14 protein-coding genes and 1 pseudogene are annotated in these 15,079 nt (G+C 47.1%); all 15 read right to left on the minus strand.

Going from position 1 to position 15,079, the window contains the following annotated elements; genetic code table 11:
- Positions 1-171: 171 nt before the first annotated feature.
- Positions 172-1,803, minus strand: a complete 1,632-nt coding sequence (locus tag KQI22_RS04560; protein WP_216550900.1) for a flagellar hook protein FlgE — start codon at positions 1,801-1,803, stop codon at positions 172-174.
- A gap of 74 nt (positions 1,804-1,877) precedes the next feature.
- A complete protein-coding gene (locus KQI22_RS04565) occupies positions 1,878-2,267 on the minus strand; it encodes a TIGR02530 family flagellar biosynthesis protein (protein ID WP_216550901.1) in 390 nt (129 codons plus the stop codon).
- A 15-nt stretch (positions 2,268-2,282) separates the two neighbouring features.
- A complete protein-coding gene (locus KQI22_RS04570) occupies positions 2,283-3,008 on the minus strand; it encodes a flagellar hook assembly protein FlgD (RefSeq protein WP_216550902.1) in 726 nt (241 codons plus the stop codon).
- A gap of 16 nt (positions 3,009-3,024) precedes the next feature.
- Positions 3,025-4,398, minus strand: coding sequence for a flagellar hook-length control protein FliK (locus KQI22_RS04575; protein ID WP_216550903.1), 1,374 nt, complete (start codon positions 4,396-4,398; stop codon positions 3,025-3,027).
- 85 nt (positions 4,399-4,483) lie between these two features.
- Positions 4,484-5,353 carry a hypothetical protein gene (locus tag KQI22_RS04580; protein ID WP_216550904.1) on the minus strand — a complete coding sequence of 290 codons (870 nt, stop codon included), beginning with the start codon at positions 5,351-5,353 and terminating at the stop codon, positions 4,484-4,486.
- Between the two features lie 4 nt (positions 5,354-5,357).
- Positions 5,358-5,801, minus strand: a complete 444-nt coding sequence (locus tag KQI22_RS04585; protein ID WP_216550905.1) for a flagellar export protein FliJ — start codon at positions 5,799-5,801, stop codon at positions 5,358-5,360.
- A 39-nt stretch (positions 5,802-5,840) separates the two neighbouring features.
- Positions 5,841-7,157: a flagellar protein export ATPase FliI gene (gene fliI, locus KQI22_RS04590; RefSeq protein ID WP_330623265.1), complete on the minus strand. Its 1,317-nt coding sequence runs from the start codon at positions 7,155-7,157 to the stop codon at positions 5,841-5,843.
- A 2-nt stretch (positions 7,158-7,159) separates the two neighbouring features.
- Positions 7,160-8,029, minus strand: a complete 870-nt coding sequence (locus KQI22_RS04595; protein WP_216550907.1) for a FliH/SctL family protein — start codon at positions 8,027-8,029, stop codon at positions 7,160-7,162.
- Positions 8,030-8,036: 7 nt separating this feature from the next.
- Positions 8,037-9,053, minus strand: coding sequence for a flagellar motor switch protein FliG (gene fliG, locus KQI22_RS04600; protein WP_216550908.1), 1,017 nt, complete (start codon positions 9,051-9,053; stop codon positions 8,037-8,039).
- A gap of 3 nt (positions 9,054-9,056) precedes the next feature.
- Complete coding sequence (locus tag KQI22_RS04605; protein WP_216550909.1) at positions 9,057-10,655, minus strand: flagellar M-ring protein FliF C-terminal domain-containing protein; 1,599 nt, start codon at positions 10,653-10,655, stop codon at positions 9,057-9,059.
- A gap of 22 nt (positions 10,656-10,677) precedes the next feature.
- Positions 10,678-10,998 carry a flagellar hook-basal body complex protein FliE gene (locus KQI22_RS04610; protein ID WP_216550910.1) on the minus strand — a complete coding sequence of 107 codons (321 nt, stop codon included), beginning with the start codon at positions 10,996-10,998 and terminating at the stop codon, positions 10,678-10,680.
- Positions 10,999-11,022: 24 nt separating this feature from the next.
- Positions 11,023-11,466, minus strand: a complete 444-nt coding sequence (gene flgC, locus KQI22_RS04615; RefSeq protein ID WP_022005435.1) for a flagellar basal body rod protein FlgC — start codon at positions 11,464-11,466, stop codon at positions 11,023-11,025.
- A gap of 14 nt (positions 11,467-11,480) precedes the next feature.
- The gene (flgB, locus tag KQI22_RS04620) at positions 11,481-11,870 is read right to left on the minus strand and encodes a flagellar basal body rod protein FlgB (protein ID WP_022005436.1); all 390 of its coding nucleotides are present in this window, start codon (positions 11,868-11,870) and stop codon (positions 11,481-11,483) included.
- A gap of 160 nt (positions 11,871-12,030) precedes the next feature.
- A complete protein-coding gene (gene codY, locus KQI22_RS04625; protein ID WP_216550911.1) occupies positions 12,031-12,810 on the minus strand; it encodes a GTP-sensing pleiotropic transcriptional regulator CodY in 780 nt (259 codons plus the stop codon).
- A 143-nt stretch (positions 12,811-12,953) separates the two neighbouring features.
- A pseudogene (gene topA, locus KQI22_RS04630) lies at positions 12,954-14,963 on the minus strand (type I DNA topoisomerase); the annotation flags it as partial.
- Positions 14,964-15,079 lie beyond the last annotated feature (116 nt).

Consider the following 15,079-nt stretch of genomic DNA (forward strand, 5'->3'; position numbering starts at 1 on the left):
TACGTATCTAATCTTACTTATCAATTCTACTAAATTTTTTGTATCTTGTCTATGCCTTTTTGTATTTCTGAACCGCCCAAATCTTGTTTCTCCTCTCCGTTTCTATCCCTTATCTGGTAGAAAAAGCCCCTGTACACGAGGTACAGAGGCTTTCACTGTATTTTATCAAATTTATCTCTTCAGATTGACAAGTTCTTCCAGCAAGGTATCGGAAACTGTAATGATTCGGGAGTTCGCCTGGAATCCTCTCTGTGTTGTGATCATTTCTGTAAATTCGGAAGAAAGATCCACATTACTCATTTCCAGCACACCTGTTGTCATATATCCGCCATCACTTGTAACATCCATACCGATGCCGTCAAACTGTCCGGAGTTCAAGGTTGCGGAATACAGGTTATCGCCTTCCTTCTGCAGACCGGATGGGTTTGCAAAGCTTGCAACTGCAATCTGCCCCAGCAGCTTTGTCATACCGTTGTCATATGCTGCGTAGATCATACCATCTGTCTGGATGGAGATACCTGTCATTTCACCAAGTTTTCTACCGGTTCCGTTTCCATCCAGATCACCGTAGTCACCGCTGATTGTACTCGTTTTATTATTATTGTAGTTGGAAGACGCTGAAAAATCGATTGTAATATTTTCAAACGCACTGCCCGGCTGATCTCCAAAATCCAGTACCAGATTGAGGTTATTTGTCAGACCGTTAACGCTCCAGATTTCACCTGTCGCCGTATTATACTGGATAATACCGCCTGTGATCTGTTTTCCGTCTGTTACGATACTGCCATCCGCCTGGTTGATCACCTGTGCAAATGTGCCACCGTCCAGATGTGCACCAAGTGTTGTTACGGTTCCGTCCGCGCCTGTCACATACAGCTTTGCCATTTCATCATAAGAAGTAAAGCCGTAGGACTCTGCCAGAATCTGTTTCTGTTCAGCTGTCAGATTACCACTCAGATCCATTGTCTGATTCTGTCCCGACTCATCCAGATATGTCAGCGTTGTTCCGTTGACACTGCAGCCGTTTGCCAGAGAAAGCGTCTTACTCTCTGCTACATTTCTGACAGAACCCAGCTTAATGTTCGTTTTGTCAATTTCATTTCCGTCAACATCGAGAATATCTGCCAGCTCTACCGTATACTGCCCTTCTGTTGCCGTTGCTTTCATGGAAAGCTTTGCAGTATAGGAATATCCACGGTTATCAAAGAAACTGATGCTGATGATCTTGCCGGCTTCTGTACTGACTGAAGCGTCATTTTTATCTACAATACCGGATACATGTGCTTTCGTGGTAGCTTCCGGTGGATATGTCATATTATCGGAACCCATGATACGAAGCGGACCGACCGTATCTCTGACGATCTTGCCGTCATCCACACCCCAGCCCCGCACGGTATAACCGTTAGAGCTCATTGCCAGGTTACCCTGACCGTCTACATAGAAAGAGCCGTCTCTTGTAAAGTAGTTGGAAGATCCGTCACTGACGATAAAGAAAGAATTACCGGTCAGTTTGATATCAAACGGATTTCCTGTTGACTGGGAAGAACCCGGTGTTTCCACAGAAGCAGTGATTGCACCTGATTTTACACCAAGACCGATCTGGCGGGCATTTGTACCTGCCTTACCTGTCTGTGCATTGGCGCCGGAAGCTGCCTGTGTCGTCTGATACATCAATTCCGAAAATGTAATGGACTGCGATTTGAATGCAGTTGTGTTTACGTTTGCGATGTTATTACCAATAACATCCATTTTTGTCTGGTGTGTCTTCAGACCTGATACACCAGAGTAGAGTGATCTCATCATAGTAAATGACCTCCTTTGGGTCCGTTTTCGTTCCTTCTGTCATTCGGGAACTGTTAGCCTCCTGTAAGGTCCGGCTAATTGATTACGGTACCGTCAATGTTTGTAAAAATGTTTTCCTGTGTCTGATCCTGACTTGTCGCCGTGATCACTGTTCTCGATCCGGTGCTGACGATAAATGCCAGATTGTCGATCAGTACAAGTGGTTCTTTGATTCCTTTTCCGCTTGCTTTGTCCATACCCTCACTCAGACGTTTCAGTTGTCCTTCCGAAAGGCTGATATTCCTTTCCGACAACCTGTTTGCCGCATGTTTGGAAAATCTGACTGTCTGTGTGTCAAGCTGCTTCTGTTTTTCTTCCAGCAGTGCTCCAAAACTGCCTGCCTCGCTTTTTTTCTGTGTCTGAGGAGCCGGTGCCTTCTGTACTTCCTGCAAAGCGGATATGTATGGGTTTATCTGTATACTCATATTCCGCCTCCGCTTCTATACATCCTGCGTTGTATCTTCTTCCTTGTCTCCGTTTTCTGTTTTGCCTGCATCGTCCGCTTTATCGCCGTCTGCATTGTCCGTGTCTCCTGCTTTATTGTCACCGGAAATCTCAGCCAGCTTCTTGCGATATTCTTCCAGTGAACTGATCACTGACTTGGATAAGAACGTCTTCTGATAATCATTCATATCGTCATATTGTTTCAGGACTTTTTCGATTGCTTCTTTATCAGATGCCGTTACCTGTTCAACCTTCGTAAGCTTCGCCAAATCGGATACAAGTGTCTGTGCCAGTCCGAATGCTGTCAGATAATCCTGATCGCATACATAAGTGACATCATCCAGTGAATACAGTTCCTCATCAATGGAAACCATCGCTTTACCGTTCTCGTATTTTACATAATCAACCTTGCCCATCTTGGTCGTCTCTCTGCCACTGTCATCTGTGGAAGTGATCTGTACGGTCTGTCCGACAAGACTGGAAGCTCTGCTCAGATCCATGCTCTTGCTCATATTCTGGATCTGCTCTACTTCCGAGAACGTTGCGTACTGTGCTATGTATTCCGTATTGGAAGTCGGCTCAAGCGGATCCTGATACTGCATCTGCGCTACTAAAAGCTGTAAGAAATCATCTTTGCCAAGTGTAGAGGATTTTTCCTTTGTGCTTGTTGTCGATGTGGCATTTGTGATCTTGCCGTCTTCTACAATTGCTGCTACGCCCATGTTTCTCTCCTTTCTTTTATACCTGGAAGTTCAGTTTGTTACCGCCCATCCGCATCATTTCAATCTGCAGTTTTTCTGCCTGTGTCATTTCTTCTTCATAAACTTCCTCTTCCGGAAGCTCATCCAGATTCAAAAGTCTTCTGGCAGGCTTTTTCTGTGCCTTTGCACGTTCCTGCTGCTCACCGTTCTGATCCAGATTCTGTTCCAGCTGATGGCTGTGCTCTGTGATCTCGATGGCATCTACCTTCATGCCCTGTGCTTCCAGCGATTCCTTCAGTACAGCTACCTGACTCTCCAGCGCTGCTCTGACCGACTCATCCTGTGCATACAGCTGTGCGCTGATCACACCGCCTTTTGAGGACACATGCAGATTCACACTGCCAAGGCTTGCAGGATTTAATTCGATTTCCATTGAAGTGAGCTTTTCGCTCGAATGGATCTTCACATAATCAGCGATCTGATCAATGATCTCCTGTGTTCTCTGCAGGTCAAACCGCTCTGTCGGCTGTTCTGCCGCTGCTGCACTACCCTGCGTCTGCTGCAGATTTTCTGCCGGCTTTTGCATATCCTGCATCTGCTGCTGCATATCACTGTCTTCCTGCTTCATTGTCTCGCGTAGCTGCTCTGTCTCTGTTTCCGTGGAAACGACCGTCTGTACTTCCTGATCGCCTGTGCTTTCCTGCTGCACATCACTTACCGGCGCCGCCAGTTCCTGTTCTACCATAACAACCGGTTCTTCCGGCTTCTTTACACTCTCCTGCAGAAGTGCTGTCAACCGGTCTTTGTCCATGCCCAGATCATCTGCGAGTTCTTCGATCGTCTGCTCTACCGCATTTGTCAGATCACTTACCTGCGTATAAAGCGCTTCATCCGTCAGAACCGCCATCTGATCCGCACCTGTCAGCTCTGTCAGCAGTGCTGCCATATTCTGTGTGAGATCTTCCATAGAGATCCCAAGCGCATCCATCGCCTGCAGGACATCTTCCTGCGAAACACCAAGCTGTTCTGTGATCTGCTGCATGATCTGCTGCATCACATCTGAAAGCAGTACCGCATCCGGTTCTCCGTTATCGTCTTCCTGCTTCGGTTCTTCCGCATCAGCCGCTTCCGTCTGCTGTACCTGTTCCGTTTTCTCAGGCTTCTGTACTTCCTGTGTATCCGGCTCTTTGGCTGCATCTGTCTGCTGATTGTCAGCCTGCTGCGTATCTGTCTGCTTTGGCTGTTCTTTTGTCGTCTGCGCTGTCTGCTGCACGCCTTCTGCCTGGCTTTGCACGGTCGGTGCCGTCTGTCTGAGCATATCCGAAAAGCTTTGTTCCGTATTCTGCTGCGTCTTCGGCGCATTCACCTGATAGGTCGTACCGGTCAAATTACTGATCGCATTACTTGTCATATGGCTCCTCCTTTCCTTCCGATATTTGTGAGCTCTGCACAGATGCAGAACTCTATTATTTATATCGGCCGGTCAGGCATAAATATTAGCTTTCCGGATCCATTATTTTTGTGACACGTGCAGCCACAGCCGCGTCCATCACACCCAGGATCTTTCCTCTGTCATCCGCTGACATCACCCCGAGGATCCGGGCAACCAGTTCCAGATTGTCTGTCATGGATTCAAAGATCGCCGCTGCTTCCTTTGGCTTCATTGCGGAATATGCCGCTGCATAATCCTGTATTTCCTGTGTTTCCTGTTGTTTTGTGACAACCTCTTTGTAAAGCGCCTCCGCTGTCGTCGGATCCATGGACTCATAATACTTGGCATATTCATCCGCACCCGGTCCTTTTTCCGCATAGACAACTTCCTGATAAAACTCATTTTTAATCTTCTGGAATTCCAGCTGGTTATCTTCAAACGTTTTCAGTCTTTCGATCTCCGCCTGCATCTGCGCAATTGTTGTTTCATCCGTCTGCGATTCCGCTGTCGCGGCGGAAAGCTGCAGCTCCAATGTCTTGATCTGATCGACCGCTTCCTGCAGAGAACTGTATCCTTCATAGCCGCTTTCATCCGCGGTAGATTCCGATGCCGGCAGGATCTTATTGACAACCGGTACATTTCTCAGAATCGGTGTCATCACATTACTGCCGAAACCACCCACATCCAGCTTGATCAGAAGTCCGAGGATCAGAAGCCAGATCGCTACAATCACAATCGTGATCAGCACGACCGATGCGGGATTTCCTTCCGCATCATCATCCAGCTGTGCTTCTTCGAGTGCAATCTCCTTTGCCCGCGCCCTTGCTTCTTTCCGCTGCTTCTTCTGTTCCTGTTTTAATTTATTTTTTTCATCCTTCAGCCTCTTTTTATCTGCTTTCAGATCTGTTGCCTGCTGTTTCTCCGTATCTGCCATCTTGTCACCTGCTCTCTTCCTTCTTTGCCCTCTGTCCGTATGTATAGCTTGTCAGCTGGTCGATCTGTTTGCCTTCTTCTGCCTTTTCTTCCTGCAGAAAAGCTTCAAATGCCTTATCCCGCAAAACCTCCTGCGTCTTTCGCTCCTGCATCAGGTCTGTCATTGCCTTTCTTTTTTCTTCCACCTTCTGCTCTGCCCGGTGGATGGCAAGCGCCTGCTGTTTCATTTTCTCCTTCATCAGGGAAACCGAAAGGCTGTTATCCTCAATATCCCGGATACTGAGGCTGTCCTTCTGCCGGAGTCTTCTGCCTTCCTCCTGCAGTGCTGCATTTTCCTTCAGCATCGCAGAAAGCCGCTCCTGTTCTTCCAGAAGCTCCATATTGGCAGTTGCAAATTCATTTTTTGCCTGCATCTCCAGCTTTTCTTTGATATTTAATATATTCTGCATCCGATACCGGAATTTTGCCATTGCTTATTCCTCTGCCTGTCAAGACTCAAATATCTGCTCCAGCATATTGACTTCTTCTTCAAATTCAAACTTTTCATCCGTCTGCTGCATGACATAATCATTTACTGCGCCGATCTTTTCGATCGCATAATCGATATCGGGATTACTGCCTTTCTTATAAGCGCCGATATTGATCAGATCCTCCGCCTCATGATAAGTCGCCATGACATTTTTCAGTTTTCCTGCTGCCTGTTTGTGCTCCTTTGCCGCAATCTGGCTCATGCAACGGGAAATACTCTGCAATATATCAATCGCCGGATAATGGTTTTTATGTGCCAGCTTCCGGTCCAGCATAATATGCCCATCCAGAATACTTCTTGCCGTATCCGTGATCGGTTCATTAAAATCATCACCGTCCACCAAAACGGTATACAGCCCCGTGATCGAGCCTTTGCCGGAACGTCCCGCACGCTCTAAGAGCTTCGGCATTTCCGAATATACACTCGGCGGATAGCCTCTTGTTACAGGCGGCTCTCCGCTTGCCAGTCCGATCTCACGCTGCGCCATACTGAAACGGGTCAGGGAATCCATCATCAGAAGGACATCCTTTCCCTGATCGCGGAAATACTCTGCGATTGCTGTCGCGGTCTTGGCTGCTTTATTACGTTCCAGCGCCGGTTTGTCGGAAGTTGCCACAACAACGACCGAACGCCGCATACCCTCTTCGCCAAGATCCCGTTCTATAAATTCCCGCACCTCTCTGCCTCGTTCGCCGATCAGTGCGATCACATTGATATCTGCCTTTGTATTGCGGGCAAACATACCCATTAAGGTAGATTTACCGACACCGGAGCCGGCAAAAATGCCGATACGCTGTCCTTTCCCGACTGTGATCAGTCCGTCTACCGCCTTTACGCCAAGCGGAAGCACGGTATCAATGATCTCTCTTGCCATCGGATCAGGCGGTGGTGCTTCTACCGGATATTCCATGCCCTGTGGGAAACTGCCATCTGGCAGTCTGCCAAGACCATCCAGCGTCTTTCCCAGCAAAGATGGTCCTACATGCACCGTCAGCGGGCAGCCTTCGTTTTCCACGATACAGCCACCGCCGATGCCATCCGTTACTTCATAAGGCATGAGCAGTGTCAGTCCGTCCTTAAAACCGACTATCTCCGCAGAAATATACTCTCCGCTGCGTCCACTCTTATAAATGCGGCAAAGATCGCCCAATCTGGCATCCGGTCCTACCGATTCTATCGTCAGACCAACCACACCTGCGATCTTTCCAAGTCTTTTAAAATAAAGCTCATCCTTTAATTTATCATATTTCTCGACATTTATATTTGTATCTGACACACTCATTGCTCCTTTGCTCCCGAATAGGATAACAAAAGCAGCTTTCGCTTCAACTCTGAGAGCTGCACAGAAAGACTGCAGTCATAAATACCATCCGGTGTTTCGATCAGGCACTCATTTTTCCCCAGTGTCCGGTCTTCCACAAATTCAAGCATGGATGGTTTGACACCGCCATCCTCGGCGATCTGTGCCTTTTGCATGCTGACAAACTGATAATCCTGCTCGGATACATGGATCAGATAAGTATCTGTGTTCTCCAGTGCATGCAAGGTATTGCTGATCAGATGAAATATCACATTTCTGTATTCTGACAGATCTACTGCAAAAATATGGTCGTAAATATCTGTCAGTTTATCTACCAGATACGGTTCCATATTGCTCAGCTTTTCCTGATAACTCTGTTCCAGGGCTGCTTCTTTTTCAGAAAGCTCTGCCATTTTAGCCCTGACTTCCTGTGCAGCCTTTTCGCTTCCTTCGCTGTACCCCTGTGTATAGCCCTGCTGCTGTGCCTGCTCCAGAGCCATATTGGCTTCCGCCTGACTCTGCGCCTGCGCATCTGCAATGATCTGCTGTGCCTGCGCATTCGCATCCGCAATGATCTGCTCTGCGCGGCTGTTTGCCTGCTCGATCAGTTTTGTTGCATTTTCATCCAGTGAGCTTTCTATCAGCTGCGCATCCGATTGTCCGTCCTGCTCTGCTGCAGCCGTCTCCTCGTTTTCCGCATCCTCCATGTAGGCTTCTTCTTCCTCCATGACTGCTTCCGGATAAGAAGGTGTTTTCCGAAGAGCTTCCAGCCTTTGGGAAATCCTGTCGTTGGAATTGATCACACGGACATCTCCCTGATCCAGCTTGACAAATCCCGCTTTAAACAAACTCTGACTAGACAATGATCTCGTCACCTCCGCCTCTGGAAATAACGATCTCAGCAGAATCCTCCAGCTTTCTGATAATATTGACGATCTTCTGCTGTGCTTCTTCCACATCCTTCATTCTGACAGGTCCCATGAAATCCATATCTTCTTTGATCATGGAAGCCAGACGCTTGGACAGGTTGTTGAAGATCGCATTCTGTACCTGCTCGTTTGCACCCTTTAAGGCGATCGCCAGATCAGAATTATCCACATCACGCAGTACTCTCTGGATTGCACGGTCATCAAGCAGCAAAATATCCTCGAAGACGAACATCTTCTTGCGGATCTCGTCTGCCAGCTCCGGCTCTTCGATCTCCAGAGATTCCATGATATGCTTCTCTGTTCCTCTGTCTACTGTATTTAAGATCTCGACAACCGCATCGACACCGCCGATCACGTTGTACTCCTGGTTGACAAGTGATGCCAGCTTTGTCTCCAGCACACGCTCTACCTCTTTGATGACATCCGGGCTTGTTCTGTCCATTGTCGCGATACGCATTGCCACATCCGCCTGTCTGTCCGGCGGAAGCGCGGAAATGATCTGTGCTGCCTGTCCTGCCGGCAGATAAGAAAGAATAAGTGCGATCGTCTGCGGATGTTCGTCCTGAATAAAGTTCAGAAGCTGTGAAGCATCTGCCTTTCTGACAAATTCAAACGGTTTTACCTGCAGTGATGCAGTCAGTCTGCCGATGACTTCCATCGCCTTATCCGCACCAAGTGCGCTTTCCAGAAGCTCTTTGGCATAACCGATACCGCCTTCTGCGATATACTGCTGTGCCAGACAGATCTCGTAGAACTCCTTGATCACTTCATCTTTTGTCTGTGTTGTAATACTTTTTGTATTGGCAATCTCCAGCGTCAGCTCCTCGATCTCCTCTTCCTTCAGATGCTTGAAGATCTGAGAAGATTTTTCAGGGCCGAGTGCGATCAGAAGGATTGCTGCCTTCTGTACGCCGCTGATCTCCGAATCTCCATATTTACTCACGGGCTACCCCCAGTCTTCCGTCAGCCAGTTGCGCAGAAGATTTGCAACCGCTTCCGGATTCTCATCCACAAATTTTTCAATGAGCTTACGTTCCTCCGACTTGGATTCCAGCTCAATATCTTCCAGTTCTTCCTGCGGTGTTGATTGCAGCAGAGATTCCACTGCAAGCTCCTCTTCCTGCTGATCCGCTTTCTGCGCACGCATACTCCGGATCACCACGAACGCAAGCACTGCCAGAATCGCAATGATCAATATCACCTGTACGATATCCGTTGCTTTTACCGTAGAACCTTCTTTATCAATAAATACAGGCACATCATAAGCTACGATCGCAATATTCGCAGTTGGAATACCTGTTGCATTGCTTACGATACTGTATACATCGTCATCAACCGTCAGCTTTGTCTGCTCTCCGTTTGCCGCCTTATATTCATCCCATGTCATATTGGTCAGAAGTCCCTGACTTTGAATATCCTCTTCTCTGTAGATATGCAGCTTTTTCGCCGTTACGGATACGGAAGAACTGTCATACTGGATCAGTCCCGCCGGAATATTCTGTTCTGTGATCTTTTCATCCGGCAGATACTTTCTGGATTCCTCCGTTACTGTCTCGGAGCTGTTGCTGCCATCCTCGATCACATAAGTGCCGTCCTGATCGTTGGATGTCGTACCTGGTGTACCTGCCACGCCATTGGTTGCTTCTGAATTGTAAGTATCCTCAGAAGCAAGCATACCCTGTGTCTGCCCGTCCGGTGCGGAATAATTATGCTCAGTCGTTTTATACGTTGAGAAATCCAGCGCCAGATTGCTGGCAACCTCGATATTGTCATACAGGTTCGTACCAAGCAGTACACTCTTTACTTCCTGCTTGACCATATTTTCCGCATCCTGCTTGACCGCAAACTGCGTGCTTGCATTGCCTGTGCCCTGCGCCTGCGTCTCGCCGGAATACAGAAGATTACCGAGCGAATCAATGATCGTCACATTATCTGTGCTGCTGTTGCCGAGTGATGTCGCGATCATATGCGCGATCGCAGATGCTTTATCACTTCCGAGCTCTCCGTTTAATTCCAGCACAACAGAAGCAGAAGAATCCGTATTCTGCTGGATCAGTGTACCGTCATTTTCAGGGATACTGAAAGTCACATGTGCCTTGTCGATGACATCGATCGTCTGCAGATCCTGCTCCATCATTTTCTGCTTGTACACAATGTAGCGTTTCTGCTTATCCGACTCTGTTGTGGAAAGTCCGCCGGAGGTCACATCATCGATCTGCGGAACCGCAGTCGAAATATCATTGGCTCCAAGCACCATACGCGCCTGAGAAGCCTGTCCGGACAGGACATAAATAGAAAGTGCATCATCTGATGTCTTATATGTAATACTATTGTCTGCTAAAAGTGCGGTTGCATCGGATGCGTCCTTTGCCGTTTCACAATTTGCAACCAGTGTATATTGCGGTCTTGTCAGAACATACGCCACAATAGAAACCGTCAAAAGCACACCTGCCAGCGCACAGACAAGAATTGTCTTCTGCTTCGGGCTGAATTTGTTCCACCAGTCCAGAAGCTTCTTTGGAATCTGTTTTAATTTATCTGCCATTTTCGTCTCCTACTTCCCCATATTAAATCTGAATATTCATGATGGTCCGGTAGGACTCCAGAAATTTATCCCTGATCGCTACTGTATAAGAGATCGCAGCAGATGCTTTTTGTAGTGCAATGGTAAGATCATGTGTATTTTCCGTTTCTCCCATCGCCAGCTTTACCTTTTCATCCTCTGCATCTGATATGTATGCATTTGCCTGTGTGATGTTATCCATGGCTGCGGATAAAAAGCCGCCGAATGCATCACTGCTTGTATCATTTACCTTTCCCGGATCTTCCGTCTGCAGGGCATTCTTGATCACACCGCTGCTGACATTATACAACGAAGTAATATCCATTGTTATTCTCTCCCTTTACCAATCTTACTGTGCCATCTCCAGACCTTTGACAGCCATACTCTTGCTTGCGGAAAATGCAGTTGCATTTGCCTCATAAGAACGGCTGGCATCGATCAGATCTGTCATTTCCGTAATGACATTGACATTCGGATATGTCACATACCCGTTTTCATCCGCATCCGGATGGGAAGGATCGTATACCATCTTCATTTCTGTTTCGGTGTCTTCATATGTCTTTCCGACACGCACGCCTCCACCGATATAATCTCCCTTTGCCTTAGCCAGCGCAGAAGCAAATGTCCCATTTTTACCTTTTTCTTCAAATGTCACAAGCTTGCGGCGGTAAGGGGTTCCGTCTTCCGTTCTTGTGGTATCGATATTGGCTATATTTTCTGAGATCACATCCATCCGGTATCTCTCGGCTGTCAGACCGGATGCATTGATGCTGAAAGAATCAAATATACTCATAGCTGCCTCCTACTCTACTGTGTCACTGCCTTGATCATGGAAAACTCATGATTGATACTGTCAACCAGCGCATTGTACTTGAGCTGGTTACGTGCCAGTGCTGCATTTTCTGTATCGATATCTACGTTATTGCCATCCAGGCGATAAGAAAAACCGGAGCTGTCCGTGTAGCTGCGGATCCGCAGATCTGCCTTGCTTAGGTTTGCCACTTTCTCGTCCGTGGATCTGTATCGTGAATTGCTGATTGCCTCCTGCAGGCTGTCCTCAAACGCCACATCCTGCCTTTTATAGCCCGGTGTATTCACATTTGCAATATTGTTGGAGATCGCTTCCTGTCGCATCCAGGACGCATCTGCCGCCTTATCCAGTACATTTACATAATCATATATATTGGAATTGATCATTGAAACACCTCATTTCATCTAATAAGCCTACCTTATTCCATTATAAATTAAAACGCAAAAAACACAAGGATTTCTTAGCAAAAAAACAGGCCCGGAAACTGATCCTGCATCACAAAATCCTTTTCCAAGCCCGAGAATTCCTTTTCTCTGTCTGTTTATTTTACATATTTTTCTTCACGCGGTCCAGTTCCTCATAAACCAGATCATTGACAACCTTGATATACGTCCCCTTCATTCCCGAAGATCTGGATTCGATCACGCCTGCGCTCTCAAACTTCCGCAGCGCATTAACGATAACAGATCTTGTAATGCCGATCCGGTCTGCGATCTTGCTTGCCACCAGAATGCCTTCCATGCCATGAAGCTCATCAAAAATATGGATGATTGCTTCCAGCTCGGACTGGGAAAGTGTGCTGAGTGCGGATTTCACAACCGCTCTCTTTCTGACCTCTTCGGCACTTTCCTCATTGACAGAACGGAGCATTTCCAGCCCGACTACCGTTGTCCCGTACTCACAGAGGATAATGTCATCGATCTCATATTCCTGCTGCTTCTTATAAATAAAAAGTGTACCCAGCCGCTCTCCCGCAATATCGATTGGAGAAAGGAGTGCTTTATACTGATGCGCCTTTTCGCCCTCATAACCGAGCGTTTCCAGATTGACATTTTCCTTTGTCGATAACACGCTTAAAAACCGCTCATTCAGAAGACTGTCCACAAAGACGCCGACCTTGCTCTCAAACAGCTCGTCCAGTGTCTCGATCCCGTCCGTCTTCCCAACGCCAAGGATCTTGCCCTTCTTACTGATCACCAGCACATTCGACTGCAGGATCTCTTTTAACACATTGCAGATATCATTAAATACGACCTTACTGGAATTGTTGTTGTGAAGTAACTTCCCGATCTTTCTGGTTTTATCTAATAACTGTACACTGCTCATTTTCATTCCCTCTTGCTCTTATCTCATTCGCACCCGGATCATTCTGTCATACAGCATCTGCGCACATAATATTCAGAATTTATATGTATAATAACACAAATTGTCCGATTTTACAATAAAATCGGACAATTCATCTCAAAATCTTATGCCTCTTTTGTTTCTTTCTTTTCTTTATAACCACAGCCCTCTGCAGAACAAACAAGTTGATTTCCCTTTTCTACAAGTACATTCCTGCATTTTGGGCAAAGTTTATTGCTCGGACGCTGCCATACCATGAAGTCACAGGCCGGATTATCCTCACAGCCATAATAGCGTCTGCCCTTCTTTGTTTTGCGGATCACAACCTCTTTGCCGCATTTCGGGCATTTCACGCCGATCTTCTCCAGATACGGCTTTGTGTTGCGACATTCCGGGAAGCCCGGACATGCCAGGAATTTACCATGCGGACCATATTTAATGACCATCTGTCTGCCACACTGATCACAGACGACATCGGAAACCTCGTCCTCAATTTTTACGGACTCCAGTTCCTTTTCTGCCTTTTCCACAGCCTCATGCAGATCCGGATAGAAATTGGAAACAACTACCTTCCAGTTGACGCCGCCCTCTTCTACGGAATCGAGCAGCGATTCCATATTGGCGGTAAAGCTGACATCTACAATACTTGGGAAAGCTGTCTTCATAATATTGTTGACTGCTTCTCCAAGCTCTGTGACATACAGATTCTTTGCTTCCTTTACAATATATCTTCTGGCAAGGATCGTTGTGATCGTCGGTGCATACGTACTCGGTCGTCCGATACCCTGCTCCTCCAATGCTCTGACAAGGCTTGCTTCCGTATAATGTGCAGGCGGCTGTGTAAAATGCTGCTTGCTGTCAAAGCTTTCCCAGGAAAGCTTTGTATTCTGATCCAGACTGCCCAGCATCTTATTGCCTTCTGCCTTTTCATCCTCTTCCTGTGTATAAACACTCATAAAGCCGTCAAATTTCACCTTGGAAGCTGCCACAGTGAAACGATATCCGTTTGCATCAATTTTTACAGAGGTCGTTTCATAAACTGCCGGTGCCATTCTGCTGGCGGTAAAGCGCTTCCAGATCAGCTGATATAATCTGAACTGCTCACGGGATAAGGAATCCTTGATCTCGGACGGAACACGTTCAATATCCGTCGGACGGATTGCCTCATGCGCATCCTGGATCTTCTTTCCTTCCTTTTCCTTTGTATGCACGGCTGCTGCATATGCACTGCCATAATTTTCTGTGATAAACTTGTGGCTCATTGCCTCGGCTTCTTCCGATACACGGGTGGAATCCGTACGCAGATACGTAATCAGACCGATCGTACCACTGCCTTTGATCTCCACACCTTCATATAACTGCTGTGCAATACGCATTGTTTTCTGTGTAGAGAAGTTCAGCACCTTGCTGGCTTCCTGCTGCAATGTGGATGTCGTGAAAGGAAGCGGTGCTTTCTTCACACGTTCGCCCTTCTTCACATCTGTCACCTGATAGGCTGCTCCCTTCAGGTCTTTCTCTATCTTCTCCATTTCTTCCTTGGAAGAAATCGTCATCTTTTCCTTTGTCGTTCCGTAAAAATGTGCGGTAAGCGGCTTTTTCTCTCCCGGAACTGAAAGCAGTGCATCTACCGTCCAGTATTCTTCCGGAATAAATGCATTGATCTCATCTTCCCTGTCACAGATGATACGCAGTGCAACAGACTGCACACGACCTGCGGAAAGGCCTCTCTTTACCTTTGCCCACAGAAGCGGTGAAATCTGATACCCTACCATACGGTCCAGCACACGACGCGCCTGCTGTGCATCTACCAGTCCCATATCAATTTCACGCGGATGCTTCAGCGATTCCTTGACCGCATTCTTTGTGATCTCATTGAAGGTAATACGATAAACCTTCTTATTTTCCAGCTTCAGCGCAATATATAAATGCCATGAAATCGCCTCTCCCTCGCGGTCAGGGTCAGTTGCGAGATAAATCTTATCCGCCTTTTTCACTTCCTTGCGAAGTGCTGCCAATATATCTCCCTTACCACGGATTGTAATATATTTCGGTTCAAAATCATGCTCAATGTCAATTCCCATCTGGCTTTTCGGCAGGTCTCTGACATGCCCGTTACTCGCCATAACCTCATATGAATATTCCTGTGCGGTGAAACCGCATGTCCGGAGTGACGGAAACCGTCAGTCCGGCACACGGAAACCGCTAGGTGCGAGTTTACTCGCGTAATGTTTTATCTAAACCATAGACCTCT

This window comes from Kineothrix sp. MSJ-39, from assembly GCF_018917935.1.
Lineage (GTDB): Bacteria > Bacillota > Clostridia > Lachnospirales > Lachnospiraceae > CAG-194.